Here is a 14829-nt window from a genome sequence, read left to right on the forward strand (position 1 = left end):
CCGTTCCCATACCGAACACGGAAGTTAAGCTCTCTAGCGCCGATGGTAGTTGGGACCTTGTCCCTGTGAGAGTAGGACGTCGCCAAGCAACTAAAAACACAAGTCTTTTGACTTGTGTTTTTTTATTTCCCATGAAATAGGTTAGGTTCTGTTAGTAAAAATGATGAAATATAGTAAGGGATTTTTTGAGCAGAAATATTAAGAAATTGATAAATAAATGGATAATCTTCAGAGCCATAGCTTCCAAGTAAGTCATACCACCAATCTGTTTCATACCTAGAAATCATGCTTAAATTATAGAGCAATAAATAATGAACAAGGAGTTCAGGTAATACTGGCTTAGGATTTCTAGGATCAGTCGTAAGTGGTAAATAATAAGTATTAGTAAGATGTTCATAGTATAAAGGAGTACTGTACATAGGATTCCATGATTGAATGGGCGCCGTAAAAAATAAATTCGATTCATTAGTTTTCTCAGGTACGTGTCGCATTGATAAATGCTTACAAGATGTTTCAATGTAGCGAGAAAATCTCTCTTTAGTCATATGTAATCGATCTAGTAGGTTGACTGAAAAGGAGAGCTCATTTTTAATCGTTGAATCGATTTTATATAAAGTTGATCCTTTTTGACTATAGCGAAACAAATTTTGTAATTCTGGAATATTTCCCATTAGTTCTAGCATGTTAAATTTTTCTGCTTCTAAGTGTTTCATGTGAAACAGTTGTTCTGCAACATGAGTAAACAATCCGTTTTTTTGTATCTTCACCTCATCTTCTAAAAATTGATACCCTTGTTTTTTTCGTTTGCGAGTTGTAACGCCATGAGCTAAAACAGTAGTGGATTCAGGATAGTTAGGATCAATGGTTAGTAGACATGCTTTAAAAAGTTGACTAATTCCATAAAATAACAACATTGGTTGAATAGAAAATGGAGCTTTCTTATATAATTCATAATAATTTTTCCCGTGTTCTAGGTAATAAATAAAGGGATAACAATTTTCAAAACTTTTTTTTTCGGCATCCTGAATAGAGGATTTTTCATAACAACGGGCAAGATAACGTTGTACATTTTGAGATGAAAAAAAGAAACTTAACTGCTGCCAAGTATAAGATGTTTGATGCATATATTACGCTCCTTTTATTGTCTAAAAATTCTAACATATATATACGTCCTTGACAGTATTTTAACCAATTGATAAGCTACTAATAATAATTTCTGGTATCATAGGGGGAACAATTATGTGGGAATCTAAATTTGTTAAAGAAGGTTTGACTTTTGATGATGTATTACTTGTACCAGCTAGGTCAGATATATTACCAAGAGAAGTAAGTGTTAAAACAGTTTTATCTGAAAGCTTACAGCTAAACATCCCGTTAATTAGTGCAGGAATGGATACAGTAACAGAAGCTGACATGGCTATTGCAATGGCTCGCCAAGGTGGTTTAGGAATTATTCATAAGAATATGTCTATTGAGCAACAAGCAGAGCAAGTTGATAAAGTAAAGCGCTCTGAAAGCGGCGTTATTTCAGATCCTTTCTTCTTAACTCCAGAACATCAAGTATATGATGCAGAACATCTTATGGGAAAATATCGTATCTCAGGTGTACCGGTTGTAAATAATTTAGATGAGCGAAAATTAGTTGGTATTATTACAAACCGTGATATGCGTTTCATCCAAGACTACTCAATCAAAATTTCTGACGTAATGACAAAAGAACAGTTAATTACAGCTCCAGTTGGTACTACACTGGAAGAAGCTGAAAAGATCCTACAAAAGTATAAAATTGAAAAACTCCCTCTTGTTGATAATAACGGTGTATTACAAGGGCTTATTACAATAAAAGATATTGAAAAAGTAATTGAATTTCCAAACTCTGCTAAGGATAAGCAAGGACGCTTATTAGTTGGAGCAGCAGTTGGTGTAACAGCTGATGCTATGCTTCGTATAGATGCATTAGTAAAAGCTAGTGTAGATGCAATTGTACTTGATACAGCCCATGGGCATTCTAAAGGTGTTATTGATAAGGTAAAAGAAGTTCGTGCTAAATATCCATCATTAAATATCATCGCTGGAAATGTTGCTACAGCTGAAGCAACGAAAGCATTAATTGAAGCTGGTGCAAACGTAGTTAAAGTTGGTATTGGACCAGGTTCTATTTGTACAACACGCGTTGTAGCTGGTGTTGGTGTACCACAATTAACAGCAGTTTATGATTGTGCAACCGAAGCTCGTAAACACGGTATTCCAGTTATCGCTGATGGCGGTGTTAAGTACTCTGGTGATATGGTGAAAGCTTTAGCAGCAGGAGCACATGTTGTTATGCTAGGTAGTATGTTTGCTGGTGTTGCCGAAAGTCCTGGAGAAACTGAAATTTACCAAGGTCGTCAATTTAAAGTGTATCGTGGTATGGGTTCTGTCGGTGCGATGGAAAAAGGAAGTAAAGATCGTTACTTCCAAGAAGGAAATAAAAAACTTGTCCCAGAAGGTATCGAAGGACGAGTGCCATATAAAGGACCTTTAGCAGATACAGTTCACCAATTAGTTGGTGGCTTACGTGCGGGTATGGGATATTGCGGGGCACAGGATTTAGAATTCTTACGCGAGAATGCACAATTCATTCGTATGTCAGGTGCTGGCTTACGTGAAAGCCATCCTCATCACGTACAAATTACAAAAGAGGCTCCAAACTACTCATTATAATGTCTTATATACAAATAGACAGAGATTTGATATCTCTGTCTATTTTTTTTTGATTATGTTAGAATAACGGTTATGTGAGTACATAGATATTGGGGGTAACAAAAGTGAAAGGTATGTTTTGCAAAAGATTCATTGCTTTGGTAACAGTGATTACACTAGCTTGTAGCATTTTTATGCCATATAGCAATGCATCAGCTGAAACAGGAGCCGCTTTAAACATTGAAGCAGGTGCGGCAATTTTAGTAGAAGCGAATTCTGGGAAAATTGTATATCAAAAGAATGCAGATGAATTATTATCCATTGCTAGTATGACAAAGATGATGAGTGAATATTTAGTTCATGAAGCAGTGGATAAAGGAAAACTTAAGTGGGACCAGAAAATTAAGGTTTCTGAATATGCATATAAGGTTTCACAAGATGCTTCATTATCAAATGTTGCGTTAGAAAATGGTGGCTCTTATACAGTAAAAGAGTTATATGAGGCAATGGCAATCTTTTCTGCAAATGGTGCAACAATTGCATTAGCAGAAGCAATTGCAGGTAAAGAAGTAGATTTCGTAAAAATGATGAATGATAAATCGAAAGAACTAGGATTGAAAAATTATAAATTTGTCAATTCTACAGGTTTAACGAATAAAGATTTAAAGGGAATGCATCCTGAAGGAACAACAGCGGATGAAGAAAATAAAATGTCTGCAAAGGATGTTGCAACTTTAGCACAACATTTAATTAAAGATTATCCAAAAGTGTTAGATACAGCAAAAATTCCTAAAAAAGAATTCCGTCCAGAAAAAGAGAAGTTTGCAATGTCAAACTGGAACTGGATGTTAAAGGGCTTAGTTAAAGAATATGATGGCGTAGATGGTCTGAAAACAGGCTCAACTCCAGAAGCAGGAGATTGCTTCACTGGTACGGTTGAAAGAAACGGTATGCGTTTTATTTCTGTAGTTATTAAAACAAGTTCTCATACAGCACGTTTTGATGAAACAAAGAAGCTATATGATTATGGATTTGCTAACTTTGAAGTGAAACAAATGTATAAAAAAGGTTCTTCAGTAAAAGGACAAGAAACAGTAAGAGTAGAAAATGCGAAAGATAAAGATGTAGCAGTTCAAACGAAACAAGCTATTTCACTTCCAGTGCCAAAAGGAAGTAAAGATGTTTATAAAACAGAATTAAAAGAATCAAGTAAGGGACAAGAAGCACCTATTAAAAAGGGAGCTGCGCTTGGTCAAATGGTAATTACGCCAAAAGATACAAACGACCCTGGATTTTTAACTGGTAAGTCGTTGCAAGTGGATCTTGTAACAACATCTGAAGTAGAAGAAGCAAACTGGTTTACTCGTGCTATGCGCGGAATTGGTTCATTCTTTAGTGGTATGTGGAATAGTGCTGTTGATACAGTAAAAGGTTGGTTTTAAAAGCTCCTCATGGTAGGGGCTTTTTTTTTATTCCTATTTTTCATACCGACTTTATGAAAAAGTAGTAGACAAGCATCTGATAGTTAGTGGTAGAATGTAAGAGTATTCTTAATTTTCGCCTTTAACGGGGGAAAGCAATTCACCTAGGGGGGTTTTTGTACATGACAAATGTAACAGGGACAGAGCGTGTAAAACGTGGAATGGCAGAAATGCAAAAAGGCGGCGTTATTATGGACGTAATTAACGCTGAACAAGCAAAAATTGCAGAAGAGGCAGGCGCAGTTGCCGTTATGGCATTAGAGCGTGTACCAGCAGACATTCGTGCAGCAGGTGGCGTTTCTCGTATGGCAGACCCAACAATCGTTGAAGAAGTTATGGGTGCAGTGTCAATTCCGGTTATGGCAAAATGCCGTATCGGTCACCTTGTAGAAGCACGTGTATTAGAATCATTAGGGGTAGACTATATCGATGAGAGTGAAGTATTAACTCCTGCTGATGAAGTATACCATTTAAATAAACGTGATTACACAGTTCCATTTGTATGTGGTTGCCGTGATATCGGAGAAGCTGCACGTCGTATTGCAGAAGGTGCATCTATGCTTCGTACAAAAGGTGAACCAGGAACAGGAAACATTGTAGAGGCAGTGCGTCATATGCGCCAAGTCAATGCAGAAATCCGTCAAGTTGCGAGTCTACGTGAAGATGAGTTAATGACATATGCAAAAAATACTGGTGCTCCTTACGAAGTATTACTTGAAATTAAACGTCTTGGTCGCTTACCAGTTGTAAACTTTGCGGCAGGTGGTGTAGCAACACCAGCAGATGCTGCATTAATGATGCAACTTGGTGCTGATGGGGTATTTGTTGGATCTGGTATCTTCAAATCAGAAAACCCAGAGAGATTTGCACGTGCAATCGTTGAAGCAACGACTCATTATGAAGATTACGAACTAATTGCAAGCCTTTCTAAAGGGTTAGGTAATGCAATGAAAGGTATCGAAATTTCAACGTTATTACCAGAACAACGCATGCAAGAGCGTGGATGGTAATTAAAGGAGAACTTTAAAATGGTGAAAATCGGTGTACTAGGTCTTCAAGGTGCAGTTCGTGAACATGTAAAATCAGTTGAAGCAAGTGGTGCCGAAGCTGTTGTTGTAAAGCGTATAGAGCAACTTGAAGAGATTGATGGTCTTATTTTACCAGGCGGTGAAAGTACAACAATGCGCCGTCTTATTGATAAGTATGCTTTCATGGAACCACTTCGCACATTTGCAAAGTCTGGTAAACCAATGTTTGGTACATGTGCAGGGATGATTCTTCTTGCGAAAACACTTATTGGCTATGAAGAAGCACATATTGGTGCTATGGATATTACAGTTGAGCGCAATGCGTTCGGACGCCAAAAGGATAGTTTTGAAGCTGCGCTTTCAATTGAAGGCGTGGGTGAAGACTTCGTTGGTGTATTTATCCGTGCGCCGTATGTTGTAGAAGTAGCTGATAATGTTGAAGTGCTTTCTAAGCATGGTGACCGAATGGTAGCGGTAAGACAAGATCAGTTTTTAGCTGCTTCATTCCATCCGGAATTAACAGATGATCATCGTGTCACAGCATACTTTGTTGAAATGGTAAAAGAAGCGAAAATGAAAAAAGTTGTATAAGTAACTTGCAACTTGTATAAGATTATAGTAAATTGATGGTAACAATTTTATAAAATAAGCGTGTTGATAGGAAATAGTAACAAATGTTGTTTCTTATAGAGAGTCGATGGTTGGTGGAAATCGATAGAAACAGTTTGTGAATCCATCCTGGAATGGAATGTGGAACATCTTTTGGATTAGTAAGCATTCCCGGTGAAGAGCCGTTATTTCTACTTGAGAGGAAAGCGGTAATGCTTTCAACTAGGGTGGCAACGCGGGTTAACTCCCGTCCCTTTATATAGGGACGGGAGTTTTTTGTGTTTTATAAAATAAAAGGAGGAGTATATAATGCTTGATATTAAATTTTTACGTACAAACTTTGAAGAAGTAAAAGCGAAATTACAGCATAGAGGTGAAGATCTAACTGATTTCGGACGTTTTGAAGAACTTGATACGAGAAGAAGAGAACTACTTGTTCAGACAGAAGAATTAAAAAGTAAACGTAATGAAGTGTCTCAACAAATCTCTGTATTAAAGCGCGAAAAGAAAGATGCAGAAGCTCTAATTTTAGAAATGCGTGAGGTTGGAGAAAGAGTAAAGGATTTTGATAACGAACTTCGCACAGTTGAAGAAGACTTAGAAAGATTAATGTTATCTATTCCAAATATCCCTCATGAGTCTGCTCCAGTCGGTGAAACAGAGGATGATAATGTAGTAGCGCGTACTTGGGGAGAAGTGAAAGAATTTACTTTTGAACCAAAACCACATTGGGATCTTGCTACTGATTTAGGAATTTTAGATTTTGAACGCGCTGGGAAAGTAACAGGAAGCCGCTTCGTATTTTACAAAGGTGCTGGTGCAAGATTAGAGCGTGCTTTAATTAGCTTTATGCTTGATCTTCATACTGATGAGCATGGATATGAAGAAGTATTACCTCCATATATGGTAAACCGTGCAAGTATGACAGGAACAGGACAACTTCCAAAGTTTGAAGAAGATGCATTCCGTATTGAAAGTGAAGATTATTTCTTAATTCCAACAGCTGAAGTACCTGTAACGAATATGCATCGTGATGAGATTTTAAATAAAGAGCAATTGCCTATAAGATATGCTGCATTTAGCTCTTGCTTCCGCTCTGAAGCAGGTTCAGCTGGTCGCGATACACGCGGTTTAATTCGCCAGCATCAGTTCAATAAAGTAGAGCTTGTGAAGTTCGTAAAACCAGAAGATTCTTATGAAGAGTTAGAAAAATTAACAAATGATGCAGAACGCGTGTTACAATTATTAGAGTTGCCATATCGCGTTATGAGCATGTGCACAGGCGATTTAGGATTTACAGCAGCGAAGAAATACGATATTGAAGTATGGATTCCAAGCTATGGCACATATCGTGAAATTTCTTCTTGTAGTAATTTTGAAGCTTTCCAAGCGAGACGTGCAAATATCCGTTTCCGCCGTGAGCCAAATGGAAAACCAGAACATGTCCATACATTAAATGGATCTGGTCTTGCAATTGGACGTACGGTTGCAGCTATTTTAGAAAACTACCAACAAGAAGATGGTACAATTATAATTCCAGAAGTTCTTCGCCCTTATATGGGAGGAAAAACAGTTATTAAGTAAATTTAAACATTCATCGGTATGAGTGATTGGTAATTATGAGCGTTGTCAGTACTGTAATGTAGGAAGGGGAAAGTAAAATTTTCCTTTCCTCATAATTTATTTTAGTAGGGTTGACTAACTGTTTTTCTTTTGATATTATATTTGATGTCAATATGGAGGTATACCCAAGTCTGGCTGAAGGGATCGGTCTTGAAAACCGACAGGCGGCGAGAGTCGCGCGGGGGTTCGAATCCCTCTACCTCCTCCAGATATAATTGACAACAGCGCATATAAGTGGAGATTGGAGAACTCGTTACCAACACGTAACGAGTTTTTATTTTAAAACCAATCATAAAGTATGGTGTAAGGTAATTTTGTCCTTATTACACACTCATATTCCGATGATTATCTTCATAGATATGAAAGGAGTCAACATGGATCTTATTATACAAACGTTTCCTTTAGATGGAAAAACTTTATATTATGTACAATGTCCTGTCTGTAAGAACAATAGAATTTTAAACAGTGGTGCAAATGTGTCACGCATTATAAGCGATGATACATTCCGTAAACTTTGTGGTTGCACTTGTGATGTAAAGCAAGCTGAGACAAAAGTAGAGGCACCAAAAAAAGTTGAAAAACCAGCTGTAAAGAAAGAGGCAGCTCCAAAACGTACAGGTAAAGTATTAACGGCAGTAATTAACGGGAAAGAAATGACTGTTAAAGAGATTGCTGAAGCATACGATATTAGTACAAGTACTGTTCGTCAGCGTATTAACGCAGGAAAACCTGAGAGTGAAATTATTGCTCCAACAAAGAAGAAGTAATTTAATAGGAAAACCCGTGCATATGCACGGGTTTTTTATTTTACAAGTTTACGTGTTTGTTTTAAAAAATGGCCAATTTTTTTAATGATTGGTTCGATTGAATCACCATCTTTTAAAATATCGTACTCATTAATATTTAAGCGTAATACAGGACATGAATTAAAGTTGTTAATCCAGTTTTCATAACGTCCATGCATTTCTTTCCAGTACTCAATTGGTGTTTGCTGTTCCATTGGGCGCCCACGTTCTTGAATGCGATCGACAATATCATCGAAAGAACCTTCTAAGTAAATTAATAAGTCTGGATGAGGGAAGTAAGGAGTCATGACCATAGCGTCAAATAAACCTTTGTATGTTTCATAATCAGTTTCCGTCATTGTACCTTTTTCATGATGCATCTTTGCGAAAATTCCAGTGTCTTCGTAAATGGAACGATCTTGAACAAAACCGCCACCATATTCAAAAATTCTTTTTTGTTCCTTAAATCGTTCTGCTAAAAAGTACACTTGTAGGTGGAAGCTCCAGCGAGTGAAGTCCGCATAGAATTTGTCCAAATATGGATTGGAATCTACTTTTTCAAATGATGTGCGATAACCTAAAGCATTAGCTAATGCAGTTGTCATAGTTGATTTACCCACACCTACCGTTCCGGCGATAGTGATTACTGCATCATTGGGTATATCATATTTTTGCCTTAAATTCATTATTATTTCGACTCCTTTAAGAGAGTATTTTGAAGGGCAGATAGGATGACGTTTAAATCATCAGGATTTTTTACAAAATCCATATCGTCTCCATTAAATTTCAATACTGGTATCTCCGGATGATCTTTTCTAAAAGTATCCATTGCTGTTTCATAATCTTTTGTGAGCTGTAGTAAGTAATTTGGATCCATGTTTTTTTCAAATTCTCTTCCGCGCAAGGCGATTCGTTTTTGCAATGTTTCTAGGCTAGCTGTTAAATAAACAATGACATTTGGCACAGGCATATCTTGTGTAAGGATACGATAAATTTGCATGTACTTGTCATATTGAGAGTCTTTTAATGTGCGGGATGCAAAAATTAAATTTTTAAAGATATGGTAATCTGCTACTACTGGTTTCCTTTGATTCAAATACTTTATGTTAATATCTTCTAATTGTTTGTATCTATTACAAAGAAAGAACATCTCTGTTTGAAAACTCCATTCGTCGATGTCTTCATAAAACTTTCCTAAAAAGGGATTTTCATCAACAATCTCTTTTAGTAAGTGGAGTTGCATGTGAGTTGAAATTTCCTTCGCAAGTGAAGTTTTTCCAACACCAATTGGTCCTTCAACCGTGATAAATGGTACTCCGGTCACGCTGTTTCCTCCTTTCAATCAGTGATTTACCGTGACTACTAAAAACACAAAACAGAATTATTGTAGCACAAGAGGGAAGCGAGTGGGTTAATTTGATATAAAAAGTTAGAAAATAGATATATGTATTAATTAAATTTTATTTTGGATGACGATGTTATATTTGCTTTCAATGTAGTTTCCATTATTTTTAAAGCATGTATATTATCTTGGTCGTTGTTAGAGGCGATACAATCCTGTGGTACATACAATTTATAATTTCTCATATGAGCATCATTAGCTGTAAATAGGATGCATATATTCCCGGCAACTCCTGTTAATATTAGATTTTCTATTTTTAAATAACCTAGTAATGAATTTAAAGGTGTTTCATAAAAAGCGGAATAATGTGGTTTAATAAAAATGTAATCATCAGAACTTGGAGCAATCTTATGAATTATATTTTCACTATATTTATTTGTACAATGAGTAATAAGTTGGTCGATATCAGATCTCCAAAGTTGATAATGGTCATTAACGTAAATTATAGGATAGCCGAAGGATTTCATTTTTTTCTTTAATTGTAAAATAGGGTTTGTTATAGTTTCGCATTTTTGAGCTAGAATGGGTCCGTGGGAAAATTGAAAATCATTAATCATATCGATAATGAGCAAGGCGGTATTTTTCATATGTAATCCCTCTCTTTTTCTTTTAGGGTGGATTGAATTTGTAAAAGTTATCCCCTGTGCAGTAAATGGAAATAAGTGTACTTTATTTGTAATGAAAGGACTATGTTATGGAACAAGATCGAGATATTTATTTTATGCAATTAGCGATAGAAGAAGCTAAAAAGGCGGAGGAAATGCAGGAAGTACCAATTGGAGCAGTTATAGTGTTAGATGGTGAGGTAATTAGTGTTGCTCATAATTTAAGGGAAACTGAGCAAAGATCAATAGCTCATGCTGAGTTGCTAGCGATAGATGAGGCGTGTAAAAAATTAGGGACATGGCGTTTAGAAGATGCAACATTGTATGTAACATTAGAACCTTGTCCAATGTGTGCGGGTGGAATTGTTTTATCGCGAGTGAAGCGAGTTGTATATGGTGCAAGTGATCCGAAGGGCGGATGTGCAGGGACATTGATGAATCTTTTAACGGATGAACGATTCAATCATCAATGTGAAGTAGTAACTGGTGTACTTGAGGAAGAATGCGGTACGTTGTTAACAAACTTTTTTAGAGAGCTTCGTAAAAAAAGAAAAGCGATAAAAAAATTGGAGAAAAGCAATGGGAACTAACGTATTTGCATTTTATAAAGAAACAAGTTATACTGATAATGCCTTTAATGAAGGCAACCGAATATTGGTTTTAACTTTGCCGTGCTAAGCGGGGAGGTAGCGGTGCCCTATACTCGCAATCCGCTCTAGCGAGGCCGAATCCCCTCTCGAGGTTATGTTGCTGTAAGGTCTGCCTTAAGTAAGTGGTGTTGACGTTTGGGTCCTGCGCAACGGGACCCCGTGAACCTTGTCAGGTCCGGAAGGAAGCAGCAATAAGCGGGTCTTCTCGTGTGCCGCAGGAGTGCCTGAACCGAGCTAACTGCTTGAGTAACGCTTATGGTACGTAATCGACGGAGGGTGCACGGCAGTTATATATGTATACAAAACTCACCTTAATACAAAGGTGAGTTTTTTGTATAGAAAATAACTTTTGGAATCTATAAACAGAATGGGTTATAATAAATGAGATAATAACCTTTGAGGGAGGCCGTATTTTCGTGTCATACCAAGCGTTATACCGAACATGGAGACCGCAAAAGTTCGAAGATGTAGTCGGTCAAAAGCACGTGACAAAAACGTTGCAAAATGCCCTTCTTCAAGAGAAAGTTTCACATGCTTATTTATTTTCTGGTCCGAGGGGAACAGGAAAAACGACAATTGCAAAAGTATTTGCAAAAGCAATTAACTGTGAACATGCTCCGGTAGCTGAACCTTGTAATGAATGTCCTTCTTGTTTAGGAATTACACAAGGATCCATTTCAGATGTATTAGAAATTGATGCGGCTTCAAATAACGGTGTAGATGAAATTCGAGATATTAGAGATAAAGTAAAATATGCTCCAAGTGCTGTAGAATATAAAGTATACATTATTGATGAAGTTCACATGCTTTCTATGGGTGCATTCAATGCGCTTTTAAAAACCTTAGAAGAGCCGCCAGGACATGTTATCTTTATTTTGGCGACAACAGAACCTCATAAGATCCCGCCTACAATTATTTCGCGTTGTCAGCGTTTTGAATTCCGAAAAATATCAGTGAATGATATTGTTGAGAGATTATCAACAGTCGTGACGAATGAAGGTACGCAAGTGGAAGATGAAGCATTACAAATTGTTGCACGTGCTGCTGAAGGTGGTATGCGTGACGCGCTTAGTCTTATTGATCAGGCTATATCTTATAGTGATGAGATTGTTACGACAGAAGATGTATTGGCGGTAACAGGATCTGTTTCTCAGCAATACTTAGGCAATTTAGTAGAATGCATACGTGAAAATGATGTATCAAGAGCATTACAGATCATAGATGAAATGATGAGTAAAGGGAAGGATCCAGTTCGTTTTATGGAGGATTTCATTTACTATTATCGTGATATGCTTTTATATCAAACTTCACCGCAACTAGAACATATGTTGGAACGAGTAATTGTAGATGATCAATTCCGTAAGTTGAGTGAAGAAATGCAACCGGAAGTGATCTATGAGATTATTCATACCCTTAGTAAGGGACAACAGGAAATGAAGTGGACAAATCATCCGCGTATTTTCTTAGAAGTTGTTATGGTGCAGTTGTGTCAACAGTTTATGATGCAAGCAAACGGTACGGATCGTTTGCAAGCAATTATGAACAGGATGCAGCAATTGGAGAAAGAGTTAGAGCAAGTCAAAAAGAACGGTGTGCCAGCTGGTGTACAACAGGAAGTAAGAGAGACACGTGCAACACCAAAACCCGTACGAACAGGAAGTATGAAGATTCCTATCGGGCGTGTAAATGAAGTATTAAAACAAGCGAAGCGTCAAGATTTAGAACAATTAAAAGCTGTATGGGGTGAGTTGTTAGGAAGACTCAAATCATATAACAAAGTAGCGTTTGCTGTTTTACTAGAAAATAGTGAACCAGTGGCAGCTTCAGATGACACTTACGTTTTAGCATTTCAATATGAGATTCACTGTAAAATGGCGAGCGAAAATCGAGAAGCTATGGATACAGTAGAACAAGCTTTATTTGAATTGCTAAGTAAAAGGTTAAATATGATTGCCATTCCAAAAAGTGAATGGGGTAAAATCCGTGAAGACTTTTTACAACGTGAAGGTGGAGAGTCTGAAGAAAGCCCGGAGAAAAAGGAAGACCCTCTTATAGAAGAGGCAGTGAAATTAGTAGGACAAGAACTCATTGAAATAAAAGAGTAATAATAATTAGGAGGAATTAATTATGATGCGTGGCGGAATGGGAAATATGAATAACATGATGAAACAAATGCAAAAGATGCAAAAAGACATGGCGAAAGCACAAGAAGAGCTTGGTGAAAAAACAGTTGAAGGTACAGCTGGCGGCGGAATGATTACAGTTATTGCAAATGGTCACAAGCAAATTCTTGAAGTGAAGATTAAAGAAGAAGTTGTAGATCCAGAAGATATCGAAATGTTACAAGACTTAGTGTTAGCTGCAACAAATGATGCACTTAAAAAGGCCGATGAGCTATCAAACTCTACAATGGGTAAATTTACAAAAGGCTTAAACTTACCAGGTGGAATGTTCTAGGGGGATATTGATACATGCATTATCCAGAGCCAATATCAAAACTAATCGATAGTTTTATGAAGTTGCCAGGTATCGGACCGAAAACAGCGGTTCGATTGGCATTTTTCGTATTAGATATGAAAGAAGATGATGTGTTAGGTTTTGCGAAAGCACTTGTAAATGCGAAGCGAGATTTAGCGTATTGTTCTGTATGTGGACATATTACTGATCGTGATCCTTGTTATATTTGTAATGATTCGCATCGAGATCAATCAGTTGTTTGTGTCGTGCAAGAACCGAAAGATGTAATCGCGATGGAAAAAATGAAAGAGTATCAAGGTGTATATCATGTGTTACGTGGTGCGATTTCTCCTATGGAGGGAATTGGACCGGAAGACATTAATATCCCGCAACTCTTAAAGCGACTACATGATGAAACGGTACAAGAAGTAATATTAGCAACAAACCCTAATATTGAAGGGGAAGCTACAGCGATGTATATCTCCCGCCTCTTAAAACCTACAGGCATTAAAGTAACTCGTATTGCACATGGTCTGCCAGTTGGTGGAGATTTAGAATATGCAGATGAAGTGACACTATCGAAAGCGTTAGAAGGTCGCAGAGAAGTATAAGAGGAGAAACAAAAATGTTCTTTCAAAAAAAGGGTAAATTGCGTAAAGAGTATGATGATAAGTTAATTGTACTTTTGGAAAAAGTGAAGAATGAGTGGTTACGTCAGAAGAGAATGGTTGAACAAAGTGTAGAACCATCTCAAGATGTCATTTGTTCTTTGAAGATAGCAGAGGCGAAATATTTCTTCTTGTTGAAAGAAGCAAAGCGTCGTCCTGTAAAAATGGAACAATGGTAAAGGGTTCTGCTTTCTAAGCAGGCCTTTTTATTTTATTTGTTAAAATGCTGAGGTGTTGTTTCATTTTGTTTATATGAAAGAGATGTCGCTTATGATAACTGTTCTTTTTTATTGTCTTGTCCCATACAAATAGATGTATAGGTCATTCATAAGGAGGAAAAGATGAATTCTACAATTATTATTGTTGGCATTCTTACTTTAGTGTTTATTTTTCTTGTTTTTGGTGTTGCCTCTAAGCCATTGCGTTTTATAGGTAAGGTGATTTTTCATGTTACTTTAGGCATAGCGTTGCTTTTTATCGTAAATGTTGTAGGGACATATTTTGATTTTCATATCCCGATTAACATGGGTACAGCAGCAATAACGAGTTTATTAGGCCTACCGGGTGTGGCAGCATTAGTGATTATTAAGCTTTATATTATGCCAAGATAAAATTATTTTGGCGTTTTTTTAAAAGTGTTGACTATTAAATGATTAGTATGGTAAATTAATAAGCGTCGTCAGGAACGAAAGAAAAAAGTTGTTGACAGATTTAACGAGAAATGTTAAATTATAAAAGTCGCTGAAACGCGATATTGAACTTTGAAAACTAAACGAAACAAACAACGTGAAACGTCAATTTTTATTTTTAGATGCTAGACAAACTAACTTTATTGGAGA

General features: G+C 36.8%; 16 protein-coding genes, 1 tRNA gene, 1 rRNA gene, 1 other RNA gene and 1 other annotated feature. Of the genes, 15 read left to right on the top strand and 4 right to left on the bottom strand.

Going from position 1 to position 14829, the window contains the following annotated elements:
- Positions 1–88, top strand: a 5S ribosomal RNA gene (rrf, locus tag ACLBXA_RS29005); the annotation flags it as partial.
- Positions 89–122: 34 nt separating this feature from the next.
- On the opposite strand, the gene ACLBXA_RS29010 is transcribed toward rrf, so the two are convergent.
- On the bottom strand, positions 123–1124 hold the full coding sequence (locus ACLBXA_RS29010; RefSeq protein WP_447617724.1) for a YaaC family protein: 1002 nt from the start codon (positions 1122–1124) through the stop codon (positions 123–125).
- A 115-nt stretch (positions 1125–1239) separates the two neighbouring features.
- Between ACLBXA_RS29010 and guaB the strand changes: the two genes are divergently transcribed.
- From guaB to ACLBXA_RS29045, 7 genes are all read left to right on the top strand, one after another.
- The gene (gene guaB / locus ACLBXA_RS29015; RefSeq protein ID WP_000264089.1) at positions 1240–2703 is read left to right on the top strand and encodes an IMP dehydrogenase; all 1464 of its coding nucleotides are present in this window, start codon (positions 1240–1242) and stop codon (positions 2701–2703) included.
- A 113-nt stretch (positions 2704–2816) separates the two neighbouring features.
- Positions 2817–4124, top strand: coding sequence for a D-alanyl-D-alanine carboxypeptidase DacA (dacA, locus tag ACLBXA_RS29020; RefSeq protein WP_127057751.1), 1308 nt, complete (start codon positions 2817–2819; stop codon positions 4122–4124).
- 161 nt (positions 4125–4285) lie between these two features.
- Positions 4286–5173: a pyridoxal 5'-phosphate synthase lyase subunit PdxS gene (gene pdxS, locus ACLBXA_RS29025; protein ID WP_000186158.1), complete on the top strand. Its 888-nt coding sequence runs from the start codon at positions 4286–4288 to the stop codon at positions 5171–5173.
- Between the two features lie 18 nt (positions 5174–5191).
- Positions 5192–5782, top strand: a complete 591-nt coding sequence (gene pdxT, locus ACLBXA_RS29030; protein ID WP_000238785.1) for a pyridoxal 5'-phosphate synthase glutaminase subunit PdxT — start codon at positions 5192–5194, stop codon at positions 5780–5782.
- Positions 5783–5836: 54 nt separating this feature from the next.
- Positions 5837–6058: a binding site (T-box leader), on the top strand.
- A 51-nt stretch (positions 6059–6109) separates the two neighbouring features.
- Positions 6110–7384 carry a serine--tRNA ligase gene (serS, locus tag ACLBXA_RS29035; RefSeq protein WP_079244958.1) on the top strand — a complete coding sequence of 425 codons (1275 nt, stop codon included), beginning with the start codon at positions 6110–6112 and terminating at the stop codon, positions 7382–7384.
- Positions 7385–7538: 154 nt separating this feature from the next.
- Positions 7539–7631 (top strand) — tRNA-Ser (locus ACLBXA_RS29040).
- A gap of 166 nt (positions 7632–7797) precedes the next feature.
- On the top strand, positions 7798–8190 hold the full coding sequence (locus ACLBXA_RS29045) for a DUF3797 domain-containing protein (RefSeq protein ID WP_000364195.1): 393 nt from the start codon (positions 7798–7800) through the stop codon (positions 8188–8190).
- 35 nt (positions 8191–8225) lie between these two features.
- Here the strand turns inward: ACLBXA_RS29045 and ACLBXA_RS29050 are convergent, their stop codons facing one another.
- From ACLBXA_RS29050 to ACLBXA_RS29060, 3 genes are all read right to left on the bottom strand, one after another.
- Positions 8226–8894: a deoxynucleoside kinase gene (locus ACLBXA_RS29050; protein ID WP_001053585.1), complete on the bottom strand. Its 669-nt coding sequence runs from the start codon at positions 8892–8894 to the stop codon at positions 8226–8228.
- A gap of 2 nt (positions 8895–8896) precedes the next feature.
- The gene (locus tag ACLBXA_RS29055) at positions 8897–9532 is read right to left on the bottom strand and encodes a deoxynucleoside kinase (protein WP_000148217.1); all 636 of its coding nucleotides are present in this window, start codon (positions 9530–9532) and stop codon (positions 8897–8899) included.
- Positions 9533–9657: 125 nt separating this feature from the next.
- The gene (locus ACLBXA_RS29060) at positions 9658–10197 is read right to left on the bottom strand and encodes an isochorismatase family cysteine hydrolase (protein ID WP_000798738.1); all 540 of its coding nucleotides are present in this window, start codon (positions 10195–10197) and stop codon (positions 9658–9660) included.
- Positions 10198–10304: 107 nt separating this feature from the next.
- Between ACLBXA_RS29060 and tadA the strand changes: the two genes are divergently transcribed.
- The 7 genes from tadA to ACLBXA_RS29095 all read left to right on the top strand — a co-directional run bounded on the left by tadA (position 10305) and on the right by ACLBXA_RS29095 (position 14601).
- Entirely contained in the window at positions 10305–10805 is a 501-nt protein-coding gene (tadA, locus tag ACLBXA_RS29065; protein WP_000434341.1) for a tRNA adenosine(34) deaminase TadA, read from the top strand.
- A 79-nt stretch (positions 10806–10884) separates the two neighbouring features.
- Positions 10885–11149, top strand: an RNA gene (gene ffs / locus ACLBXA_RS29070) — signal recognition particle sRNA large type.
- Positions 11150–11281: 132 nt separating this feature from the next.
- Positions 11282–12970, top strand: a complete 1689-nt coding sequence (dnaX, locus tag ACLBXA_RS29075; RefSeq protein WP_000121560.1) for a DNA polymerase III subunit gamma/tau — start codon at positions 11282–11284, stop codon at positions 12968–12970.
- 25 nt (positions 12971–12995) lie between these two features.
- Positions 12996–13322, top strand: coding sequence for a YbaB/EbfC family nucleoid-associated protein (locus ACLBXA_RS29080; RefSeq protein WP_014894853.1), 327 nt, complete (start codon positions 12996–12998; stop codon positions 13320–13322).
- Between the two features lie 14 nt (positions 13323–13336).
- The gene (recR, locus tag ACLBXA_RS29085; RefSeq protein ID WP_000559169.1) at positions 13337–13933 is read left to right on the top strand and encodes a recombination protein RecR; all 597 of its coding nucleotides are present in this window, start codon (positions 13337–13339) and stop codon (positions 13931–13933) included.
- 14 nt (positions 13934–13947) lie between these two features.
- Complete coding sequence (locus ACLBXA_RS29090) at positions 13948–14169, top strand: YaaL family protein (protein ID WP_000466019.1); 222 nt, start codon at positions 13948–13950, stop codon at positions 14167–14169.
- Between the two features lie 162 nt (positions 14170–14331).
- Positions 14332–14601, top strand: a complete 270-nt coding sequence (locus ACLBXA_RS29095) for a pro-sigmaK processing inhibitor BofA family protein (protein WP_001089273.1) — start codon at positions 14332–14334, stop codon at positions 14599–14601.
- Positions 14602–14829: the final 228 nt, after the last annotated feature.

The sequence above is a fragment of the Bacillus sp. D48C genome, from assembly GCF_053345735.1.

Coding starts and splice junctions, on each gene's coding strand:
- ACLBXA_RS29095 (WP_001089273.1), top strand. CDS start 14,332: ATGAATTCTACAATTATTATTGTTGGCATTCTTACTTTAGTGTTTATT.
- pdxS (WP_000186158.1), top strand. CDS start 4,286: ATGACAAATGTAACAGGGACAGAGCGTGTAAAACGTGGAATGGCAGAA.
- guaB (WP_000264089.1), top strand. CDS start 1,240: ATGTGGGAATCTAAATTTGTTAAAGAAGGTTTGACTTTTGATGATGTA.
- ACLBXA_RS29010 (WP_447617724.1), bottom strand. CDS start 1,124: ATGCATCAAACATCTTATACTTGGCAGCAGTTAAGTTTCTTTTTTTCA.
- dacA (WP_127057751.1), top strand. CDS start 2,817: ATGTTTTGCAAAAGATTCATTGCTTTGGTAACAGTGATTACACTAGCT.
- ACLBXA_RS29080 (WP_014894853.1), top strand. CDS start 12,996: ATGCGTGGCGGAATGGGAAATATGAATAACATGATGAAACAAATGCAA.
- ACLBXA_RS29045 (WP_000364195.1), top strand. CDS start 7,798: ATGGATCTTATTATACAAACGTTTCCTTTAGATGGAAAAACTTTATAT.
- serS (WP_079244958.1), top strand. CDS start 6,110: ATGCTTGATATTAAATTTTTACGTACAAACTTTGAAGAAGTAAAAGCG.
- ACLBXA_RS29060 (WP_000798738.1), bottom strand. CDS start 10,197: ATGAAAAATACCGCCTTGCTCATTATCGATATGATTAATGATTTTCAA.
- tadA (WP_000434341.1), top strand. CDS start 10,305: ATGGAACAAGATCGAGATATTTATTTTATGCAATTAGCGATAGAAGAA.
- pdxT (WP_000238785.1), top strand. CDS start 5,192: ATGGTGAAAATCGGTGTACTAGGTCTTCAAGGTGCAGTTCGTGAACAT.
- ACLBXA_RS29090 (WP_000466019.1), top strand. CDS start 13,948: ATGTTCTTTCAAAAAAAGGGTAAATTGCGTAAAGAGTATGATGATAAG.
- ACLBXA_RS29050 (WP_001053585.1), bottom strand. CDS start 8,894: ATGAATTTAAGGCAAAAATATGATATACCCAATGATGCAGTAATCACT.
- recR (WP_000559169.1), top strand. CDS start 13,337: ATGCATTATCCAGAGCCAATATCAAAACTAATCGATAGTTTTATGAAG.